Genomic DNA, 17758 nt, shown 5'->3' with positions numbered 1-17758 from the left:
AACGTCTTTATAGCGTCGACGTTCAGGGCTCAGCCATAACTGGGAAATATTTCCAGCGCAATGAGCAGCTAATAACACTTTTTTCACCACTAATTTTGGGAAGTAGCGACCTCAACATTCCATCACAAAAGGAGAGTCCATCATGCGTGCCAGTTTTGTCTCTATCGCAGCCGGAGCCACGGCCTTACTGCTTGCTTCAACAAGCTATTCAGCTTTCGCATTAAGCAATAAAGATACAAGTAATTCACTACAGTCATCAGCGCAGCCCACGCATAAAAAAGATAAGAAAACGGGAGCAAAAGATTTCCCGGCAGGCGATGAGGCATACCACACTGTTGCCGAAGTTGAGCAGTTTATGAACAACACTGTAAAAAAGTACCCAGAACTTGCTGAGAAAAAATCTTTAGGAAAATCTGTTGAAGGGCGGGATCTTTGGACACTAAAAGTAGGGAAGGGCAAAGAATCCGATCCGGAAGTTTTCATCATGTGCAATCAACATGCACGTGAACACTTATCAACAGAACAATGTATCGACACAATCTCGCAACTCACCGATAAATATTCATCAACCCCGCGGGTCAAAAATATTCTCGATCACCGAACTGTATGGATTCTACCCGTAGCGAACCCTGACGGCTCTCAATACGACATTGAATCTGGGCGCTATTTAGGATGGAGGAAAAACCGTACCAAAAATGCTGACGGAACATACGGGATCGACCTCAACAGGAGCTGGGGATATAAATGGAATTGTTGTGGCGGATCATCGAATAAAACTACCTCAAACAGCTATCACGGACCCAGCGCTTTCGCGCCACCAGAAACTCGAGCAATCTCAGACTTCATCAAATCACGACGTAAACAGGGAACACAAAAAATAAAAGGATTTATGGATATCCATACATATGGAGAACTTATCCTTTGGCCCTTTGGGTACACAACCGAAGAAAAAGATGAAGGAAAAACTCCTGAACAAGCCGCAAAACTAGCGGCATTAGGAAAGAAGATCGCTTCTCTTAATGGATTTGAGCCCATGCAGACAAGCAGCAGCTACATCACTGATGGCGAAGCTAGCGACTGGGCTTGGGGAGACCAAGGAATCCCCGCACTCACTATGGAGCTATCCCCCAAGGAAAAAACCAGCGAGGGCAACGGATCATTCTACCCCGCAGGAAAACTCATCCCAGAACTTGTGCAACGAAACCGAGAAGCAATTCTCGCTTTCATTGAGCTTTCTGTATAAGAATTTCCTCACCCTGGAAGAGAGGTCACATTAACTCATTACTTCTCTTCCAGGGTGAATCACATACGTTATGGTAGTTACTTTTCGCACGTAACATAAGAGTCAAACTTCCCATCTTCAGCATTCGAGACAACCTGCTCATCAACAAGCTCCTGCGGCAACACAGCTAGCTGTACTTTTAAAGAATTTTCTACGTTTCCTTTATCGCCGCAGCCAGCGAGAACGATCCATTTCGAAGGGTCATCTTCTCCTTCCGTGTATGTGGCTTTTTTCCCTACGTGCACAGAAATATCAATTACCTGAACTTTCGCCGACCCAGAGACTCTTTCCCGAACAGAAGAAAGAGGGTTTCCAACAACCTGCGAAAATTCTAAGTTAGCAGTTGCCTGCTTACTTTGCTTAGCTGGCGCGCTCTCTCCATTCGCACACGCTGCCAACCCATGGAAAGAGAGAAATAAACATGAAGAGAAACCTACAAACCGAATAGCTTGAGAACGTAAAAAATTATTCATCGAAAATCTGTTAAGACTAACCATATCTTTCCTGTTCTTATAAGAAGATTGATGAGATCGACTGCGCAGCAACAGGTCGAACATGCTCCGCGCATCACTGTGCGCACCACCCAGACTCAGCATTCGATCAGTACAGCATTACGTGAACTCAGCTTCATGCACCAGCACCACCCGACCAGCGCCAGCAAGTCTGCAGAGTAATGCAGCTGCCGCCAATATTGAACCGCAATCTAGATGCATTGGTATCCCCACTGAGCAGCACCACATTGATCACGACAACGGCACGCGATAGCCCCCTCAACGCCTAGAGATCCCAACCCACTCTCAGTATCTCCCCTGCCTAGACGCTAAATAAGTCCTACACAGGTCATCTCTCAAAGCTGCACGTCACCCTCGCGCAGAGGCAAAGTCATGTGAACCGTTCGCAGTTTTTCATTCATTGCATCAACTGGATCTGGAAATGATGTCAGTACCCTCGCGCCACATTTCTTCCAAAACTGCAACACCCCTGGCACTAAGGCATTTGTGTGTAAATACGCTGCTGTGAAACCTGGATCAGCAGAAACATGCCTCAGAGACTCCTCCACCAAACGCCGACCTAGCCCTCGGCGCCGCCATCCCGGAGCTACCACTAGCCGAACTATCTGTGCCACGTGGGTGCGAGGGGGAAGCATACTCACGACTTCGCGCGGCCCAGCCGGAGTCCCTACTCGAATACCGCAGCACCCTACGGGTATTTCTTTAGAACGCGCCAGAAGCATACGATTTCGGGGATTATCTACGTATATCTCAACAGTACGATCTAGGTCCCAATGCCACTCTGGGCGGTAGCCATAACCCTGGTCTCGTTGAAGGCTATCCATCACAAGATCCCGCACCTGATCCAGTTGCTCCAGACGCGTCGCTACCTCGATCACCAGATCATTTCCACCATCCACCCCATCCATAACAGCAGTCCTTTTCTTTCCAGGCTTCCTCTATCAATAGCTATCGCAATACCTTACTCATTTAAGAAAATTGCTCGCTGAAACACGCATAGCTGCGCCTTGCCACTGATTTGATGGCAAAGCGCAGCTACGTCTCATTAATAATTGAGATTTTTTTAATAAAGCCAGCAAGTGAGGAGTAAGGCTCCTACAGAAACCAGGGCTAAAATCTCAAAGAGTTAATTTCCGCTTCCTGCGATCTTCTTATTAATTTCATCGAGACTCGAAGGAGGCTTAGGGGCTTCCTTTCCGCCATCAGGCTTTGGCTTAATAATAAAGAGACCATCCCCTTTATTTCCAAGCTTAGAGGGGAAGAAAATTTTTCCTCCTTCCGCAGGTTTACTCTCATTCTCGCCTGCAGTAGCAACACCCGCTCCAGTCACCATGAGACAACTCAAGGCAACCCCAGCCACAGCTGCAGCAGAAACAAATCGCTTGTAAGTCATTTTTCCTCCCGTCCGCAAGATCGTTAACAGACGATCTCGCAGAACAAAATTAACTATATAAGAGTCGACTCCACGCGAAGCGCCAGACTTCACTCCCCATGTCCTCCGTGGAGACAACTAAAACAATAGCAGAAACAAAGCTCTAGAAAGCGAGAAGAAGGTCACCTATTGAGTATAATTTGAAAGGATTCACAAAATTATTTTTGAAGAAAAAGTAATTCCTTAAAACCAATGAGAGATTGCAACGCAACATAAGAGCATTTGGTTCCGCACCACGCGCAGTGTGAACACTTACTGAGATAGGAAATCGTTTTTTTCACGCACTGCATAATTGATGCGACGTGCACACATGAACTAGATGGCAGGACATATAGACACTGCCACCTAGCAGTCCACCTCACATGTGAGCACAATCACACACCAACCCTTGAGAAACAACCACATGCCTCAAGCCAAGCCTGCCGGCCGAAAGTGATGATCCACCGCCTTACGCCCCAGTAGCCCCCCAGCGATCCCCACAAGAACAGTGACAACCACGAACGTAACGATGAACTCCGAGGTATACAGCGAAGAAAACGAATCCGCCCACGCATCCCCCATCTGAACGCGGTACTGCGCTACGAGCGGCTCACGCATAAACAACAAGGGCAGATATGCCCCGGATCCCCACATACTCATGACGCCGTACGCCACTGCGGTAGTTAAACCTGCGGTATATCTGCCCTGCCAGGCGAAGGTATCTGCGGCAAGCCCACACACGATGGCAGTTATCAGGGTCACAGGGTGATGTCCGGCCACTGTCATAAGAACGCCTAGCAGAACCGTCATGAGCGTAATGAGCCCAAATTTCTGGACGCGACTGAGGTAAAGCATGAAAGTAATGCCATTAAGGAGAACAGCAACGGCAATACCCGCAGGTTGCAGAAGCGGGGAAACTGCTCCAATCATGTTGAGACCAAAGTAAACAACAAGGTAGACAGAAGTGAAGATGCCCAGCTGGACAAGGTCGTTAGCGTTCAATCGCATGCATGTTCCTGTCTATGAGGGATTTCTCTTGGCTGGAGCTCTGTCACGATGACGACGCTGTAAATGCCAGCAGCTGGCCTAGGCGCATTCGCACCCAAGAAACCTGCGCGACCGGCTATCCGCGACAAAAAATCGACACGAATCGCTATACGGCGCCCTGATGGACAGGCGAGAACTCCGCGGTTTTCGCCTGCAGGACATGCAGCAGAGATGGCCGCATCGGGAAGAGCAGTAATGCCGGTAGGGATAGGAACAAAACAGGGGAAGCGATAGAGGGCAACGGGGGAAAGGTGGGGGGTCATGGTTACGTGTCCGCAAAGTGGGGGGGAGTTGTGGCAGTGGGGCGCGGTTATGAGTGAGTGTGCGTCATGTGTTGGCAGGGCCGACGCCAGTGGTGAGTGAGTGGGTATTGATGAGGTGGCATAAGCCCCTTGAAGTAGTCAGCCCTACCCAATAAGCAGGAGAAGTTCTATGGAAGTGACCAAGTATCCCGTAAGGCTTACCTCAGGCTGTCCGATCACCAATAGCCCCCATTTCAGTCTTGGCTCAACAGGTTTCCCTTTTATGAGAATCGTTTTCACGATTTTGGCCTGCATGTTTCCAGACGATGGAATGCGCTGCTAGCGAGAAGCCAATGTGACTGAGGGCACATTTTCACTGCTCATAACCCTGCACCATCAGAGCGACAAGACAAATATGTGGGGCCAGACACCGCCCTCAGCGGCATCTCGCCCCACATATAACAGCGACTTCAGGGCGCGCTGCTCACCCAAACACTACTGCCCTTGGCTCTGGCCCTAGCGAGCTAGCGGAGCCATGATCTGACCCCACAACGGCGCTGCATAGGTACCGCCGTAGAGTTTGTCGTAACTAGCCCCCGAGGTATCGCCAACCCAAACAGAAGCAGCCAATCCCGGCGCAATACCCGTAAACCACGTGGACGTGGAATTGTCGTTAGTTCCAGTCTTACCACCAACAGGCACTCCAGGAAGAGCAGCTTTCTGCGCCGTACCCGCGTGAACAACCTGTTGCAGCGCCGAACGCATGTTTGCCGCTGCCTGACCATCTACAGCGGTATTGCACTTGCTGTTAAACGTGATGTCGACCTCACGGCCTTTAAGCGATTTCAACGGAGTTGGCGCGCAGTGCTGCCCATTAGCCTCAGCCGTGAACGGTGCATACGAGGACGCCATCGTCAACGGAGAAGTGATCGCTGTTCCCAACGTGATCGAGGGAACAAGCTCAAGATCAGAACCATCAGTGTTCTTCACACCCAGTTTGTGCGCGGTGTCTCGCACCTCACACAACCCCACCTGCGCCTCAAGCTGCACAAACGCGGTGTTAACACTCTTAGCGAGCGCCTCAACCAACGTCATTGGACCATCAGGGTCACCTGGAGCGTTCTTAGGCGCCCAGATTTCGTTACCGACAGGCTTGCAAGTTTTGAAGGTGCCGACGTTCATCGGGGTGCCGCTGGCAGGAGCGTTAATAATTGAACCTGGACCATAACCATTGGCCAGAGCTGCCGCCATAGTAAAGACCTTGAACAAAGATCCAGCCTGATAGGCAGCTTTCCCACCATCAACAGCATCGATAGACATGGACTGTGTGGTGCGTCCCTTACCGTTGCCATAAGCAACGTCCTGGCCAATAGCAAGAACCTCACCAGTCTTGGCACGGACTATCGCGGCAGAGGCGTGCAAGGTCCTGCTGGGCAATCCAGGGTTTTTCAGGGTCTGGTCAACGCTCTTTTGTGCCTTCACATCCATCGTGGTCGTCAAGGTCAGGCCGCCGGTTTCCCAGGTTTTCTGCCGGTCTTCACGGGTCTTACCGAACTCCGGTGAAGCCAGCAGACGCGACACCGCGAACTGACACATCCACGGTTGTTTGGAGTTGGCGCAGCCTTGATACGTCGCCGTGGGCTTGAGACCAAGGTCAGATTCTTTGGCCTCTTTGTACTTGTCCTCGGGGATCATGCCGTTGGCGTGCATAGCATCGAGGACTTGGTTGCGACGGTTAGTCGCGGCCTTCGGGTGCTTCATTGGGTCATAGGCCGAGGGTGATTGGACCAGACCTGCGATGAGAGCAGCTTGAGGCAAGGTGAGGTCGGATGCATGGGTGTTGAAGTAGCGCTGAGCTGCAGCTTCCACACCGTAGGCGCCGTTGCCGTAGTAGACGAGGTTGAGGTAGTCGGTAAGAACTTGTTCTTTACCTCGGCCATCAGAAAGGTGAGCGGCCAGGATGACATCGTCGATCTTGCGGGACAGTGTTTTGTCTGTAGAGGCCTTGATGCCTTTGGCGGAGTTGTCGAGCTCGGCTTGGAGCTGGGTGATGTTCTTGGCCAGCTGCTGCTCGATAGTGGAACCACCTTGCCCCGTAGCGTCACCACTAGTGGCGTTCGCGATCGCGGCGCGACCAATGGACTGCAAGTCAGAGCTTCCGTGCTCGTAGAAACGGACATCTTCGATCGCGATCTGAGCTTGCCGCATTACCGGAGCGATCTGGTCTGTTTTGACCACGACGCGGTTCTGCCACCACGATTGTGCGATTTCAGTGCCATCTGCGGCGAGGATACGGCTGCGTTCAGGCAATTTGTCCAGCAGCTTCGAGACATCAGAAGTGGGGGCGAGCCGTAGAGCTGCATCGAGTGCTTTGCCTGCACCTGTCGACACGGCATTGCGTGTCACGGGGATGGCCAACAGCGCCACGAAAACAGCGATAACCGCCAGGAAAAACAGCAAGATCCGCTTCAAGCGTCCAGGCAAGCGCCTGAGACCAAACATCCCCAACATCCTCCTGCCCAAGTGGGGGCGTCCTGCAGGACCCCACGCAGCATCGTGTCGCACGTGTATGAATAGAGAGTCACCATCTCAGCCCTCCATCGCGGAGGAGTTAAGAAAGATGCTCTTGTGTGTTGCGCCGCGCGATGGCTTCAGGGCCTTCGCTGCGGCGCATACATGTTGTGTCCGTAGAGGGGTATCGCGACCATACCGTGCACAGTGATCTGAAGGCGACGGCGGTTGTAGCCGCTCGACGCCCCCGCATGCTGCGGGCAGCGGACATGGGACACGCGTCCTCACGTTTCACAGTTCCTGAACCCCATTACCGCACAACCACATCAAAGGTTGCTGGTGGTCTTGGCGACCACAACGAGAGCAGAAAACAGATCACCAAACGACAAAGTTGCTGGTCAAAACCAATATTTTGGGAGCAAGAATGAGACAACATCGCAGCGGAAAAAGAATCACCACCGCAGAGGCGCTGTCATATTGTCATCGGATTGTCACCGTATGTAGCCGCAACAGGTTCGGGTGCCTGCTCGCTACAGCCTCATCGTTACCTCGCACATAGCGAGGCTGCACCCACGCGGTGGGTGCAGCCTCAACACCGAAACGTCAGATCAACGCGCGGCGTCTGCAGCTTCTTCTTCGCTGTTGGTGCCACGCGTAACCAGCTGACCATCAGTGTCTTCAAGGTGGGCACGAATGAACCAGTGGAACTTCTCCAGCTCAGCAGAGTGACCGATGAGCATGTCCTCCGAAATCGGATCAATCTCACCCACCGTGCTGATCGCTGCACGGTTAGAAGACACAACTCCCTCATACACCTTGTCCAGTGCAGCCAAGTGCGCGAGCGTGGTGTCACGACCGAGGCTGTAGTCCTCCCAGTCACGGTTTTTCACAATGTCGCCCGGGCGTCCGGCAGGGGAACCGCCCATAGTCGCAATACGCTCAGCGACCTCATCAGCCCATCCACGGACAAGCTCGATCTGTGGGTCCAACATCTCGTGAACACCGATGAAGTTACGTCCCACCACGTTCCAGTGCACGTGCTTCAACGTCAGCTGCAAGTCGTTGTAAGCGGCCAGGCGCTTCTGCAGCACCTCAATGACTTTCTCGCTCTCGCCCTCGTTCATACCGGGAACCGTGTAACCAGACTTCACATCTGCCATGCCGTCCTCCTCGTAATCAACACAGACTTGCGCCACGAGCCGCCATCGGCCCGCTCTCACCACGTACAACGACACCTGCATTTGAGCTATTCCAACCGGCACCACAATCGGCCACCAGCGAACTCCCCCCGGCTATTAAATACTCCCTCCCACCAGGTCAAAAGACACCCCCAAGGGTGAACACGAACCTCTCATACGCACCTGCCAAAGGCCGACGTGTAGGCAACGTCCTCGGAACCCTGACCGGGGACTCTGCACGAAAGGCAATCCATGCGTCGTCACTACGCCCTAGGAATCGCATCCACTCTCGCGCTTGCTCTCGCCCCCCTAGCGAGCGCGAGCGCCGCACCCAAAACCCCAACGCCCCCACCATCCCCCGCCCCCACCACCAAAGTCGCCTACCCGCAGACAGCCCCATCAACCACGACATACACCGGTGACATCGTGGTGACCTTCAAAAACCCTTCCCCAGCTGCCAAAGCAGACGCTCTAGACCGCGTCAACAAAAAACACGCAGCCAGCCTGACCGTCAAACGATCTCTAGGTTCTCGCAGCCGTGCAGTGGTCACCGGAACCAGCACCGCCCGCGCAGCACACCTCGCTCAGGCAATGGTTGCCGATCCAAACATCGTTGCTGCTGAACCCGACATCCGAGTCCACGCCTCTGAGATGCCCAACGACCCCCTATACGCCAGCTCGCAATGGGACCTAAAAAATGGTCCTGCCGGAATCAACGCTCCCACTGCGTGGAAAGCGACCTCCGGTCAAGGTGTAACCGTGGCTGTCATCGACACCGGTATCACCAGACACCCCGACCTCGACTCTCAGCTCGTCCCCGGCTACGACTTCATCTCTAGTCCCGATACCGCCCGAGACCGCAACGGCCGTGACAACGACCCCAGCGACATGGGTGACTGGAGCACCTACAGCCAATGCTTCCGCGGAAGCCAACCCCGAGATTCCTCCTGGCACGGAACCCACGTCGCAGGAACTGTTGCAGCCATCGCCAACAACGGCACCGGTGTAGCAGGCGTGGCCTACGGCGCCCGAATTCAACCCGTCCGTGTTCTCGGCGCCTGCGGCGGTTCACTATCCGACATCGCTGATGCCGTCACCTGGGCATCTGGCGGAAAAGTCGAGGGAGCACCCACCAACCCGACACCATCAAAAGTGCTCAACCTGAGCCTGGGCGGACCCGGCTACTGCTACTCCTACATGCAAGCTGCGATCGATGGCGCTGTCTCCCGCGGATCGACCGTAGTCGTCGCCGCCGGCAACAAAAACACCGACGCATCAACATTCTCCCCGGCAAACTGCCGCAACGTCATCACTGTCGGCGCAACCGGTGGATCCGCCACCAAATCCTCATTCAGCAACTACGGCAACACCGTGACCCTATCCGCACCTGGCGGTGAAGCAACCCGCGAACCCAACAACCAAATCATCTCCACCGTTAACAGCGGCACTACCACCCCCGCCAAGGCAACTTACGGGCCGATGGTCGGCACCTCGCAAGCAACCCCGCACGTCGCAGCCGTTGCAGCGATGCTCTCAGCCCTATCGCCCTCGATGACACCAGAACAGATCAAAACCACTCTGGTCAACACCACCCACCCATTCGCGGTTCAACCCAACGTACCCATGGGAAGCGGGATCCTCGACGCCGCCAAAGCCGTCGCAGCCATCACCGGGAACACCCCCATCCCCACCCCCGTACCAGTACCTACCGAACCCAACCCATCCGGCACCGCACCCAAAGCAGTCAACGACACCGTCGCGCTTGCCCCGTACACCACACACGCCAAAGTTAACGTTCTGAAAAACGACACCACCACCAACCCGGTCAGCAAAATCGAACTCCTCAACCCACCCTGCACCCGCAAGTTCTGCCTGACCGTCAATCCTGACAAAACAATCGGTATCCGCGCCTCCCTCTTCTGGCACGGAAACACCGCAGTCCAGTACACCTTCACCCAAGAAGACGGACAAACTGGCACCGCCACCCTGACAGTCAAAGCCTGACCATCCACACCAAAACAACACGTGTGGCCCGAGAGCACTCTGCTCTCGGGCCACACGTGTGCAGCATGCACGCACACTTCAGACAGATTTCACCCCACGCACGAGAAGATCACACAATAACGATCACCAAACCCCTCCCCCGAAACGGAGACCCCACTCGTGAACTGGCTCCACGCCATCATCCTCGGCATCGTTGAAGGCGTCACCGAATTCCTTCCCGTCTCCAGTACCGGCCACCTCACCGTCGCCGAAAAACTTCTCGGCTACGAGATCGACAGCGTCGGCATGACCGCCTTCACGGCTGTCATCCAGCTCGGCGCGATCCTCGCCGCGATTATCTACTTCTGGGGCGACATCGTCCGCATCGCCATGGCCTGGCTCCACGGCCTGACCTACCCCGATGACCGGGACGACCCTGACTACCGCCTCGGCTGGGGCATCATCCTGGGCTCCATCCCAGTAGCCGTGGTCGGTTTGCTGTTTAAAAGCCTGATTGAAACCACCCTGCGCAGCATGTGGGTCGTCGCCGCAGCGCTGCTTGTCTGGTCCATTGTCATGTGGCTAGCTGATCGCCACACCGAAGGCCGCCGCAACATGGAAGACGTCACCATCACCGACGCCCTCGTAATCGGCGGATTCCAGGCTCTATCTCCCCTGTTTGCAGGTATCTCCCGCTCCGGGGCCACCATGTCCGCTGGTCTGTTCCGTGGCTTCGACCGCGTCACAGCCACCCGCTTGTCCTTCTTCATGGGGATCCCCGCGCTCGTGGCAGCAGGCGTACTGGAAGGGATCAGCGCCGCATCTGACATCAGCACCACCGTCGGCTGGGGACCCACCATCATCGCCACCATCGCCTCGTTCGTGGTCGGCTACGCCTCCATCGCCTGGCTACTGAAGTTTGTTGCTTCCAACACCTTCAGCTCCTTCATCGTCTACCGTGTCCTGCTCGGCCTAGCCCTCATCGGCCTCCTCGCCGCAGGCATCATCACCGCCTAACCACACACAAACACCACCCACCTGTGCCGCTACCTCACCAGGTAGCGGCACAGTCATAAACACAGACAACTCACAACCCAACACCCCAAAATCCGCTCAACCCGAACAAAACCCCTCACCCCTTGCTACACAACACCCCCCAAACCCACAGTGAGGTGACAACACCACCAACCCAACACGACAAGGAAACCCCATGCGTCACACAATCAGCCTCCTCGCCACCAGCTGTCTGCTCACCGCCACCAGCATCGCTACCAGCAACATCGCCACAGCCACCACCCACCACAACAACACCCCCACCACAGCCACCGCACCCATGTACAGCTCCCGCGGCACACACATCGGCTGGGCAACCTTCACCGACCGCGACGGCGGAACCCAAGTCACCCTCCAAGCCAAATGGATCAAACCTGGATTCCACGGACTACACATCCACTCCATCGGAAAATGCGAAAAAAACTCCTCCGCCCCCAACAAACCTGAGAAAAAAGGCGCCTTCCTCTCCGCCGGAGGCCACTGGAAACTCGACCCCACAACCCACCACCCCAACAACACCGGCGACTTCCCCACCATCTACGCTGGCAAAAACACCAAAGTCAGCACCAGCTTCTGGACCGACCGCTTCACCGTAGCCAACCTCTTCGACGCCGACGGCTCAGCCATCATCCTCCACCAAAACGCCGACAACCACGCCAACATCCCCCAACGCTACGCACCCCAAGGTCCCGACCACGAAACCCTACATACCGGCGACGCCGGACCCCGCGCAGCCTGCGGAATCATCAAACACTAACCCACCACCCACCACCCTCAACCGTGGCACGCCCACCAACAACCACGGCCCCCTCCACCACCAATTACCACCCTCCCCTACCGCACAGCTACCGTTCGGAGGCGCACCCGCAAGCCTGAGGGGAACACCATGACCAGTGACACCGGCGAACTCCACCACACCTACACCAACATCCTCAACCACCCCGCCCTCACCCTCCTCCGCCGCCGCGACGCCGCACTCATCCTCACCATCCTCACCAAAGCCTTCGGAACCTCCGGCACCCCCGTCCCCCAAGACCGCATGCACGGCCTCACCGAAGCAACCCTCATCGAAACCGAAGGCACCGACCCCACCACCGGACGCCCCACCCGAACCGGACGCGAACTCTGCGACACCTGGCTCAACGGAAACACCCGATGGCTCACCCGCATCCTCGCCCCCAACGGCGAAGACGAGGCCTACCGCATGACCCCCGAAGCCGAACACGCACTCGCCTTCGTCACCGAACTCACCCGCACCCACATCGTCACCACCGCCACCACCGTCGAAACCCTCCTCGAAGCCGCCCACCGCTGCGCCATCAAAGCCTCCACCGCCCCCACCGAACGCAAACGCCTCCTCACCCAACGCCGCAACGAACTCACCCAACAACTCAACGACATCAACACCCAACTCGCCACCATCGACACCACCCCCATCACCCCCGAACCCAACCACACCGTCCTCAACGAATACCTCAGCGTCCACAACGGCCTCGAAACCCTCCTACGCGACCTACGCAACATCAGCACCACCGTCCGCGCACAAGGCGACCAACTCCGCCACGAATTCCAAACCGACACCCGCGAAACCGGCACCATCATCGACGAATACCTCCAACGCCTCAGCGTCCTATTCAGCCGCACCCGCGAAGGCCAAGGATTCGAATCAGCCCAACGCCTCCTCAACGACCCCACCCGCGTCAACAACCTCCGCAACGACATCGACACCATCCTCAACCACCCCTTCGCCACAACCCTCCCACCCGAACACACCGCCACCACCCGCCGCATGGTCAACGCCATCAACCGCGGCATCGCCGAAGTCATCGACGCCCGCAACCACCTCAACACCACCTTCACCCGCTACCTACGCTCCCGACACGCCCCCAACCACAACCTCCTACCCACCCGCATCCGCGAACTCGAAGCAGCCCTCACCACCTGGCAAAAAAACCACAAAACCCACCACCCACTCCCCCTCACCAACCCCCTCACCACCACCGACATCACCACCCTGCGCACCCAACCCCCCACACCCAAAAACACCACCCACCCCCCACACCCAAAAACCACCACCCACACCAACACCCACTTCAACCCCACCCACCTACGCCACAACGCAGGCCCCCGCTACCGCGAAATCACCACCACAATCAACACCCTCCTCACCACCACCAACACCCACCCCACCGCAGCCACCATCCTCAACACCCTCCCACCCGACTGCCAACGCCCCATCGACCTCCTCGGCCTCCTCACCCTCGCCGCCACCCACGGCCACATCACCAACGACGGCACCACCGAAACCATCACCACCACCCGCCCAGACGGCACCCAACGCACCCTCACCACCGACCTCGCCACCATCACCACCAACCCAACCCCACCCCACCCCACCAAAGAAACACCATGACCCAACCCGAAAACCCCCACCGCCTCTTCCCCACCGACACCGGACGACTCCCCCTCCACGGCCGCCGCGCCCTCATCCTCATCCTCAAAAACACACACCTAGACTCACGCCGCCACCCCGAAGAATGGGCCGCCCTCCTCGACAACCAAACCACCATCACCTCCACCCTCGCCGACCTCTTCCTCGAACTCACCATCAACACCGACACCGGCATCGCCTACAAACACCAAGCCCACTACGAAGGCGACTCCAACTCCTACACACTCCTACGCAACAACCCCCTCACCCCCAACGAAATCCGCCTACTCCTCCACCTACGCCTACTCCTGCTCCAGTACGAAGCCGAAGGACGCACCACCTACACCACCACCGGCCCAGACCTCCTCACCCACCTCGCCACCCAACGCCCCCACAACACCCCCGACCACACCCGCGAACGCGAACGCGACAAAACCACCATCCGCAACCTCATTCGCGACGGCATCCTCCAACCCCATCGCGGCCAAACCACCCTCGACATCGAAGACGCCGAATACACCATCTCCCCCATCGTCGAAACACTCCTCACCCCCGAACGCATCACCGAATACACCAACGCCCTCACCAACGACACCACCCCACCCACAGGAGACACAGATGAATAACCTGCAGCCCAACAACCTGCAGGACAGCCTCCTCGGCACCGACGACATCACCCCCGGCACCCAACAATGGCGCCTCAACCGCATCCACCTCATCAACTGGGGCGGATTCCACGGCGGCCCCCACACTATCGACATCAACGGCCACACCACCCTCATCGGTGGCGGCACCGGATCCGGCAAATCCAGCCTCCTCGACGCCTGGACCGCCGTCCTCCAACCACCCCACACCACCGCACTCAACGCAGCCAGCAACGACGTCACCGGCGTACGCGCCCCCGGCGCCCGCAACGCCCTAACCTACCTACGCGGAAAAACCGGCGAAACCGAACACCCCACCAGCCACCACAACCACGACATCGTCCTACGCGAAGGCACCATCTGGGGCGCAATATCACTCGAATTCACCTCCACCGCCGGCGGAATCATCACCATCGGCCGACTCATGTTCGCCACCGAAAACACCACCCGCCCCACCGACCTCACCAACCGCTGGTTCTCCATCCGCAAACGCATCTCCCTCGACCGATTCCACCCCTACGCCACCCCCACCAACACCTTCCACGCCCGCCGCATGCGCACCGACATGCCCGGCCTCGAGATCTACAACACCTACAAACAAGCCGTCGAAGAAGCCTTCATGCCCGCCCTAGGCATCGGCCGCGGAGGCGACGGCAAAAAAGCACTCGACCTCCTCCACGACATCCAACGCGCAGCCCCTGTCACCTCAATCAACGCCCTCTTCCGCGACCGCGTCCTCGAACGCCCCACCACCTACGACCGCTTCGACGCCGGCCTCCACGAATTCGACACCCTCACCCGCAGCCACACCGAATTCACCAGCATCGTCCAACAAATCGAACTACTCCGCCCCATCCCCGAACGCAAAAAAGCACTCGACACCGCACAACACAACGCCCACCAAGTCACCTCATTCGGCAACCTCCACGGCGGCGAATCCACCTTCGAATACTGGAAAGCCACCACCTGGGTCAACATCCTCGACGCCGCCGACGACGACCTCACCAACCGCCGAAACACCCTACGCACCGCCGAAAAAAACGCCGACACCCGCGCCCACGACCTCACCACCCAAGCCGAAAACCTCCGCCACGACTGGGAAACCCACGGCGGCGGCGACCTCGACCGCATCCGCCGCGAAGCACACACCACACGCCGCGAACTCGAACGAATCCACGACCGACGCACCCGCGCAGCCACCACCACCGGACTCGGCGACAACCTCCCCACCACCCGCGACACCTGGGAAAACGCAACCACCCACGCCCGCACCTTCGAACACACCGCGCAAACCCACCTCACCCAACTACGCGAAAACGCCAACACCGCCCTCCTCACCTCCGCAGCCAAAGACAAAGAAGTCACCGACCTCGCAGCACAAATCGCCGGACACGAACTACGCGCAGGCAACATCGAAGACAACCTCGACCGCATCCGCCTCCACCTCGCCGAAACCGCAGGAATGACCCGCGACCAACTCCCCTTCGTCGCCGAACTTCTCGACATGGCCCCCGGCGAAGAAAACTGGCGCCACGCCGCCGACGCCGCCCTCGGCGGATTCGCCACCACCCTTCTCATCCCCCGCAACCAACGCGACCACTTCAACCGCGCCATCGATGGCATCACCCTCCCCCGCCGCATCCAATTCCGCTCCGTCGACCCAGACCTACCCACCACCCGCACCCCCCACCCCAACAGCCTCGCCTCAAAACTCATCACCAAACCCGACCACCCCTACGCCGGTTGGCTCGGCAAACGCATCGACGACACCTACACCCACATCTGTGTCGAAACCGCCGACGAACTCACCGACGACAACACTCCACGCATCACCCGAGCTGGCCAAGAACGCCACGCAGACCGCGGCGCAATCGGCGGAAACCGCATGCCCATCATCGGATTCCTCAACGAAGCCCGACTCACCGTCCTACGCGAACAACTCGCCACCGCAACCAACAACGCCGACATCGCTCGCGCCGCTCACGCCGAAGCCGACCGCGCACTAGAAAACTTCCGCACCCAACACCGCCAGCACAAAGCCCTCCTCGACCTCACCTGGGAAGACCTCGACCCCGCCCCCACCCAACAACGTCTCGACGACCTCACCGAACGCATCACCACCATCGAAAACGGCTCCACCTCCCTCACCGAAATCGACCAGCGCTACCGCGACTGCCTCAACGCCGCCGACGCCGCCAAAAAAGAGGCAGGCAGCCTCGCCGCACAACGACGCACCATCGAAAACGACATCGAAAACATCAGCGAACTCAAAGACCACTGGCTCACCGCCACCGAAAAACAAGAACGCGCAGGCCAAACACTCACTGACGAACAACGCAACTACCTCGACGAACTCCTCGCTGCCGATGGCCCCAACGCACGAGAACGAGACCAATTCGAAAACGCAACCAACCGCATCCGCCGCACCCTCACCGAAGCCCGCACCCGCGCTGAAGAAGAAGCCGAACGCGCCCGCGCCGACCTACTACGCATCTTCAGCGATTACCTCAGCAAATGGCCCAACAACAACCTCGCCCCCGAACTCGAGGCCTACCCAGATTTCCTCGATATCCTCCACCGTCTAGACGCACACGGAGTCGAAGAACGCCGCCGCGCCTGGGCAGCACAGATCATGCAATGGATCGGTGAACACATCTACGCCATGATCCGTGAATTCCAGATCGCATCCGACGCAATCGAAGAACGCCTCACCCCTATCCAAACCGTTCTAGACACACTCCCCTTCAGCATCCGCGCCAACCGGCTACGCATCCGCGCCAACTATGCACCAGCCAGCGAAGTGCCTCGCTTCCAGAAACAACTACGCGCGCTCGCCGAGAACATGACAGCCACCACCGACGCCCTCGACGACGAGGCCCTCGTTACCTTCGCCGAAGCACAATTCGCTCGTGCTACGCATCTTCTCGCTCAAGTGCGAGAGAAAACTCCTGCTGGCGCAGATAACCGGGTGCGCGATCAGCTCCTCGATGTACGCACTCACCACATTTTCAGTGCCGACGAAGTCGACTCTGAAGGCAATGTTGTGATGAATTACAACAACATTGCTGGCAAATCAGGTGGAGAAAGCCAAGAGCTGATCGCGTTCATCACCGGCGCGGCCTTGCGCTACCAACTCGGTGACGACAACCGTGCCCGCCCTGTTTTCGCCCCAGTCATCCTCGACGAGGCATTTATTAAAGCGGACTCGATGACAAGTCACCGTGGCGCAGAAGCATGGCCGCGGTTGGGATTCCAACCCATCGTGGTTGCCCCTGAAGGATCATTCAATGCTCTAGAGCCTCATTTTGATCAGCTCGTCGCTGTCACCAAAGATCCAGAAGGCCACTCGACTATTCACATGCTCACAGACGCAGAACGCACCCATGTCAGGGAAGGTGAATAGCGATATTCATCATCGACAATGTCAATTTCAATCCTGAAAAGAAGACTCTTCGATGATGTTA

General features: G+C 57.1%; 13 protein-coding genes. 7 read left to right on the top strand and 6 right to left on the bottom strand.

Annotated features, from left to right (window positions below):
* The first annotated feature begins 142 nt into the window (after window positions 1-142).
* Complete coding sequence (locus AC2T9U_RS00815) at window positions 143-1243, top strand: M14 family metallopeptidase (protein WP_493696305.1); 1101 nt, start codon at window positions 143-145, stop codon at window positions 1241-1243.
* A 77-nt stretch (window positions 1244-1320) separates the two neighbouring features.
* Here the strand turns inward: AC2T9U_RS00815 and AC2T9U_RS00810 are convergent, their stop codons facing one another.
* The 6 genes from AC2T9U_RS00810 to AC2T9U_RS00785 form a co-directional block, all read right to left on the bottom strand.
* Window positions 1321-1878 carry a hypothetical protein gene (locus AC2T9U_RS00810; RefSeq protein ID WP_493696304.1) on the bottom strand — a complete coding sequence of 186 codons (558 nt, stop codon included), beginning with the start codon at window positions 1876-1878 and terminating at the stop codon, window positions 1321-1323.
* Window positions 1879-2129: 251 nt separating this feature from the next.
* Window positions 2130-2618, bottom strand: coding sequence for a GNAT family N-acetyltransferase (locus tag AC2T9U_RS00805; RefSeq protein ID WP_493696965.1), 489 nt, complete (start codon window positions 2616-2618; stop codon window positions 2130-2132).
* 302 nt (window positions 2619-2920) lie between these two features.
* On the bottom strand, window positions 2921-3187 hold the full coding sequence (locus AC2T9U_RS00800; protein WP_493696303.1) for a hypothetical protein: 267 nt from the start codon (window positions 3185-3187) through the stop codon (window positions 2921-2923).
* A 447-nt stretch (window positions 3188-3634) separates the two neighbouring features.
* Window positions 3635-4213 (bottom strand): MptD family putative ECF transporter S component, encoded by a 579-nt coding sequence (locus AC2T9U_RS00795; RefSeq protein ID WP_115031701.1) that lies wholly within the window; start codon window positions 4211-4213, stop codon window positions 3635-3637.
* Window positions 4214-5010: 797 nt separating this feature from the next.
* Entirely contained in the window at window positions 5011-6996 is a 1986-nt protein-coding gene (locus tag AC2T9U_RS00790) for a transglycosylase domain-containing protein (protein ID WP_493696302.1), read from the bottom strand.
* A gap of 617 nt (window positions 6997-7613) precedes the next feature.
* Entirely contained in the window at window positions 7614-8165 is a 552-nt protein-coding gene (locus AC2T9U_RS00785; protein WP_028327345.1) for a Dps family protein, read from the bottom strand.
* Between the two features lie 270 nt (window positions 8166-8435).
* Here AC2T9U_RS00785 and AC2T9U_RS00780 point away from each other — a divergent pair, with 270 nt between their 5' ends.
* From AC2T9U_RS00780 to AC2T9U_RS00755, 6 genes are all read left to right on the top strand, one after another.
* Window positions 8436-10187, top strand: coding sequence for a S8 family peptidase (locus AC2T9U_RS00780; protein ID WP_493696301.1), 1752 nt, complete (start codon window positions 8436-8438; stop codon window positions 10185-10187).
* A gap of 159 nt (window positions 10188-10346) precedes the next feature.
* Window positions 10347-11183: an undecaprenyl-diphosphate phosphatase gene (locus AC2T9U_RS00775; RefSeq protein WP_208304057.1), complete on the top strand. Its 837-nt coding sequence runs from the start codon at window positions 10347-10349 to the stop codon at window positions 11181-11183.
* Window positions 11184-11376: 193 nt separating this feature from the next.
* The gene (locus AC2T9U_RS00770; protein ID WP_493696300.1) at window positions 11377-11976 is read left to right on the top strand and encodes a superoxide dismutase family protein; all 600 of its coding nucleotides are present in this window, start codon (window positions 11377-11379) and stop codon (window positions 11974-11976) included.
* 129 nt (window positions 11977-12105) lie between these two features.
* Window positions 12106-13632, top strand: a complete 1527-nt coding sequence (locus tag AC2T9U_RS00765) for a DUF3375 family protein (RefSeq protein ID WP_493696299.1) — start codon at window positions 12106-12108, stop codon at window positions 13630-13632.
* Complete coding sequence (locus AC2T9U_RS00760; RefSeq protein ID WP_493696298.1) at window positions 13629-14276, top strand: DUF4194 domain-containing protein; 648 nt, start codon at window positions 13629-13631, stop codon at window positions 14274-14276. Before AC2T9U_RS00765 ends, AC2T9U_RS00760 begins: the two co-directional genes overlap by 4 nt.
* Window positions 14269-17697 (top strand): ATP-binding protein, encoded by a 3429-nt coding sequence (locus AC2T9U_RS00755; protein WP_493696297.1) that lies wholly within the window; start codon window positions 14269-14271, stop codon window positions 17695-17697. The genes AC2T9U_RS00760 and AC2T9U_RS00755 overlap by 8 nt, the downstream gene beginning before the upstream one ends.
* Window positions 17698-17758 lie beyond the last annotated feature (61 nt).

Source organism: Dermatophilus sp. B7861-1 (genome assembly GCF_058996045.1).
Note: the sequence above shows the minus strand (reverse complement) of the source record. Positions and strands in the feature narration are given on the sequence as shown.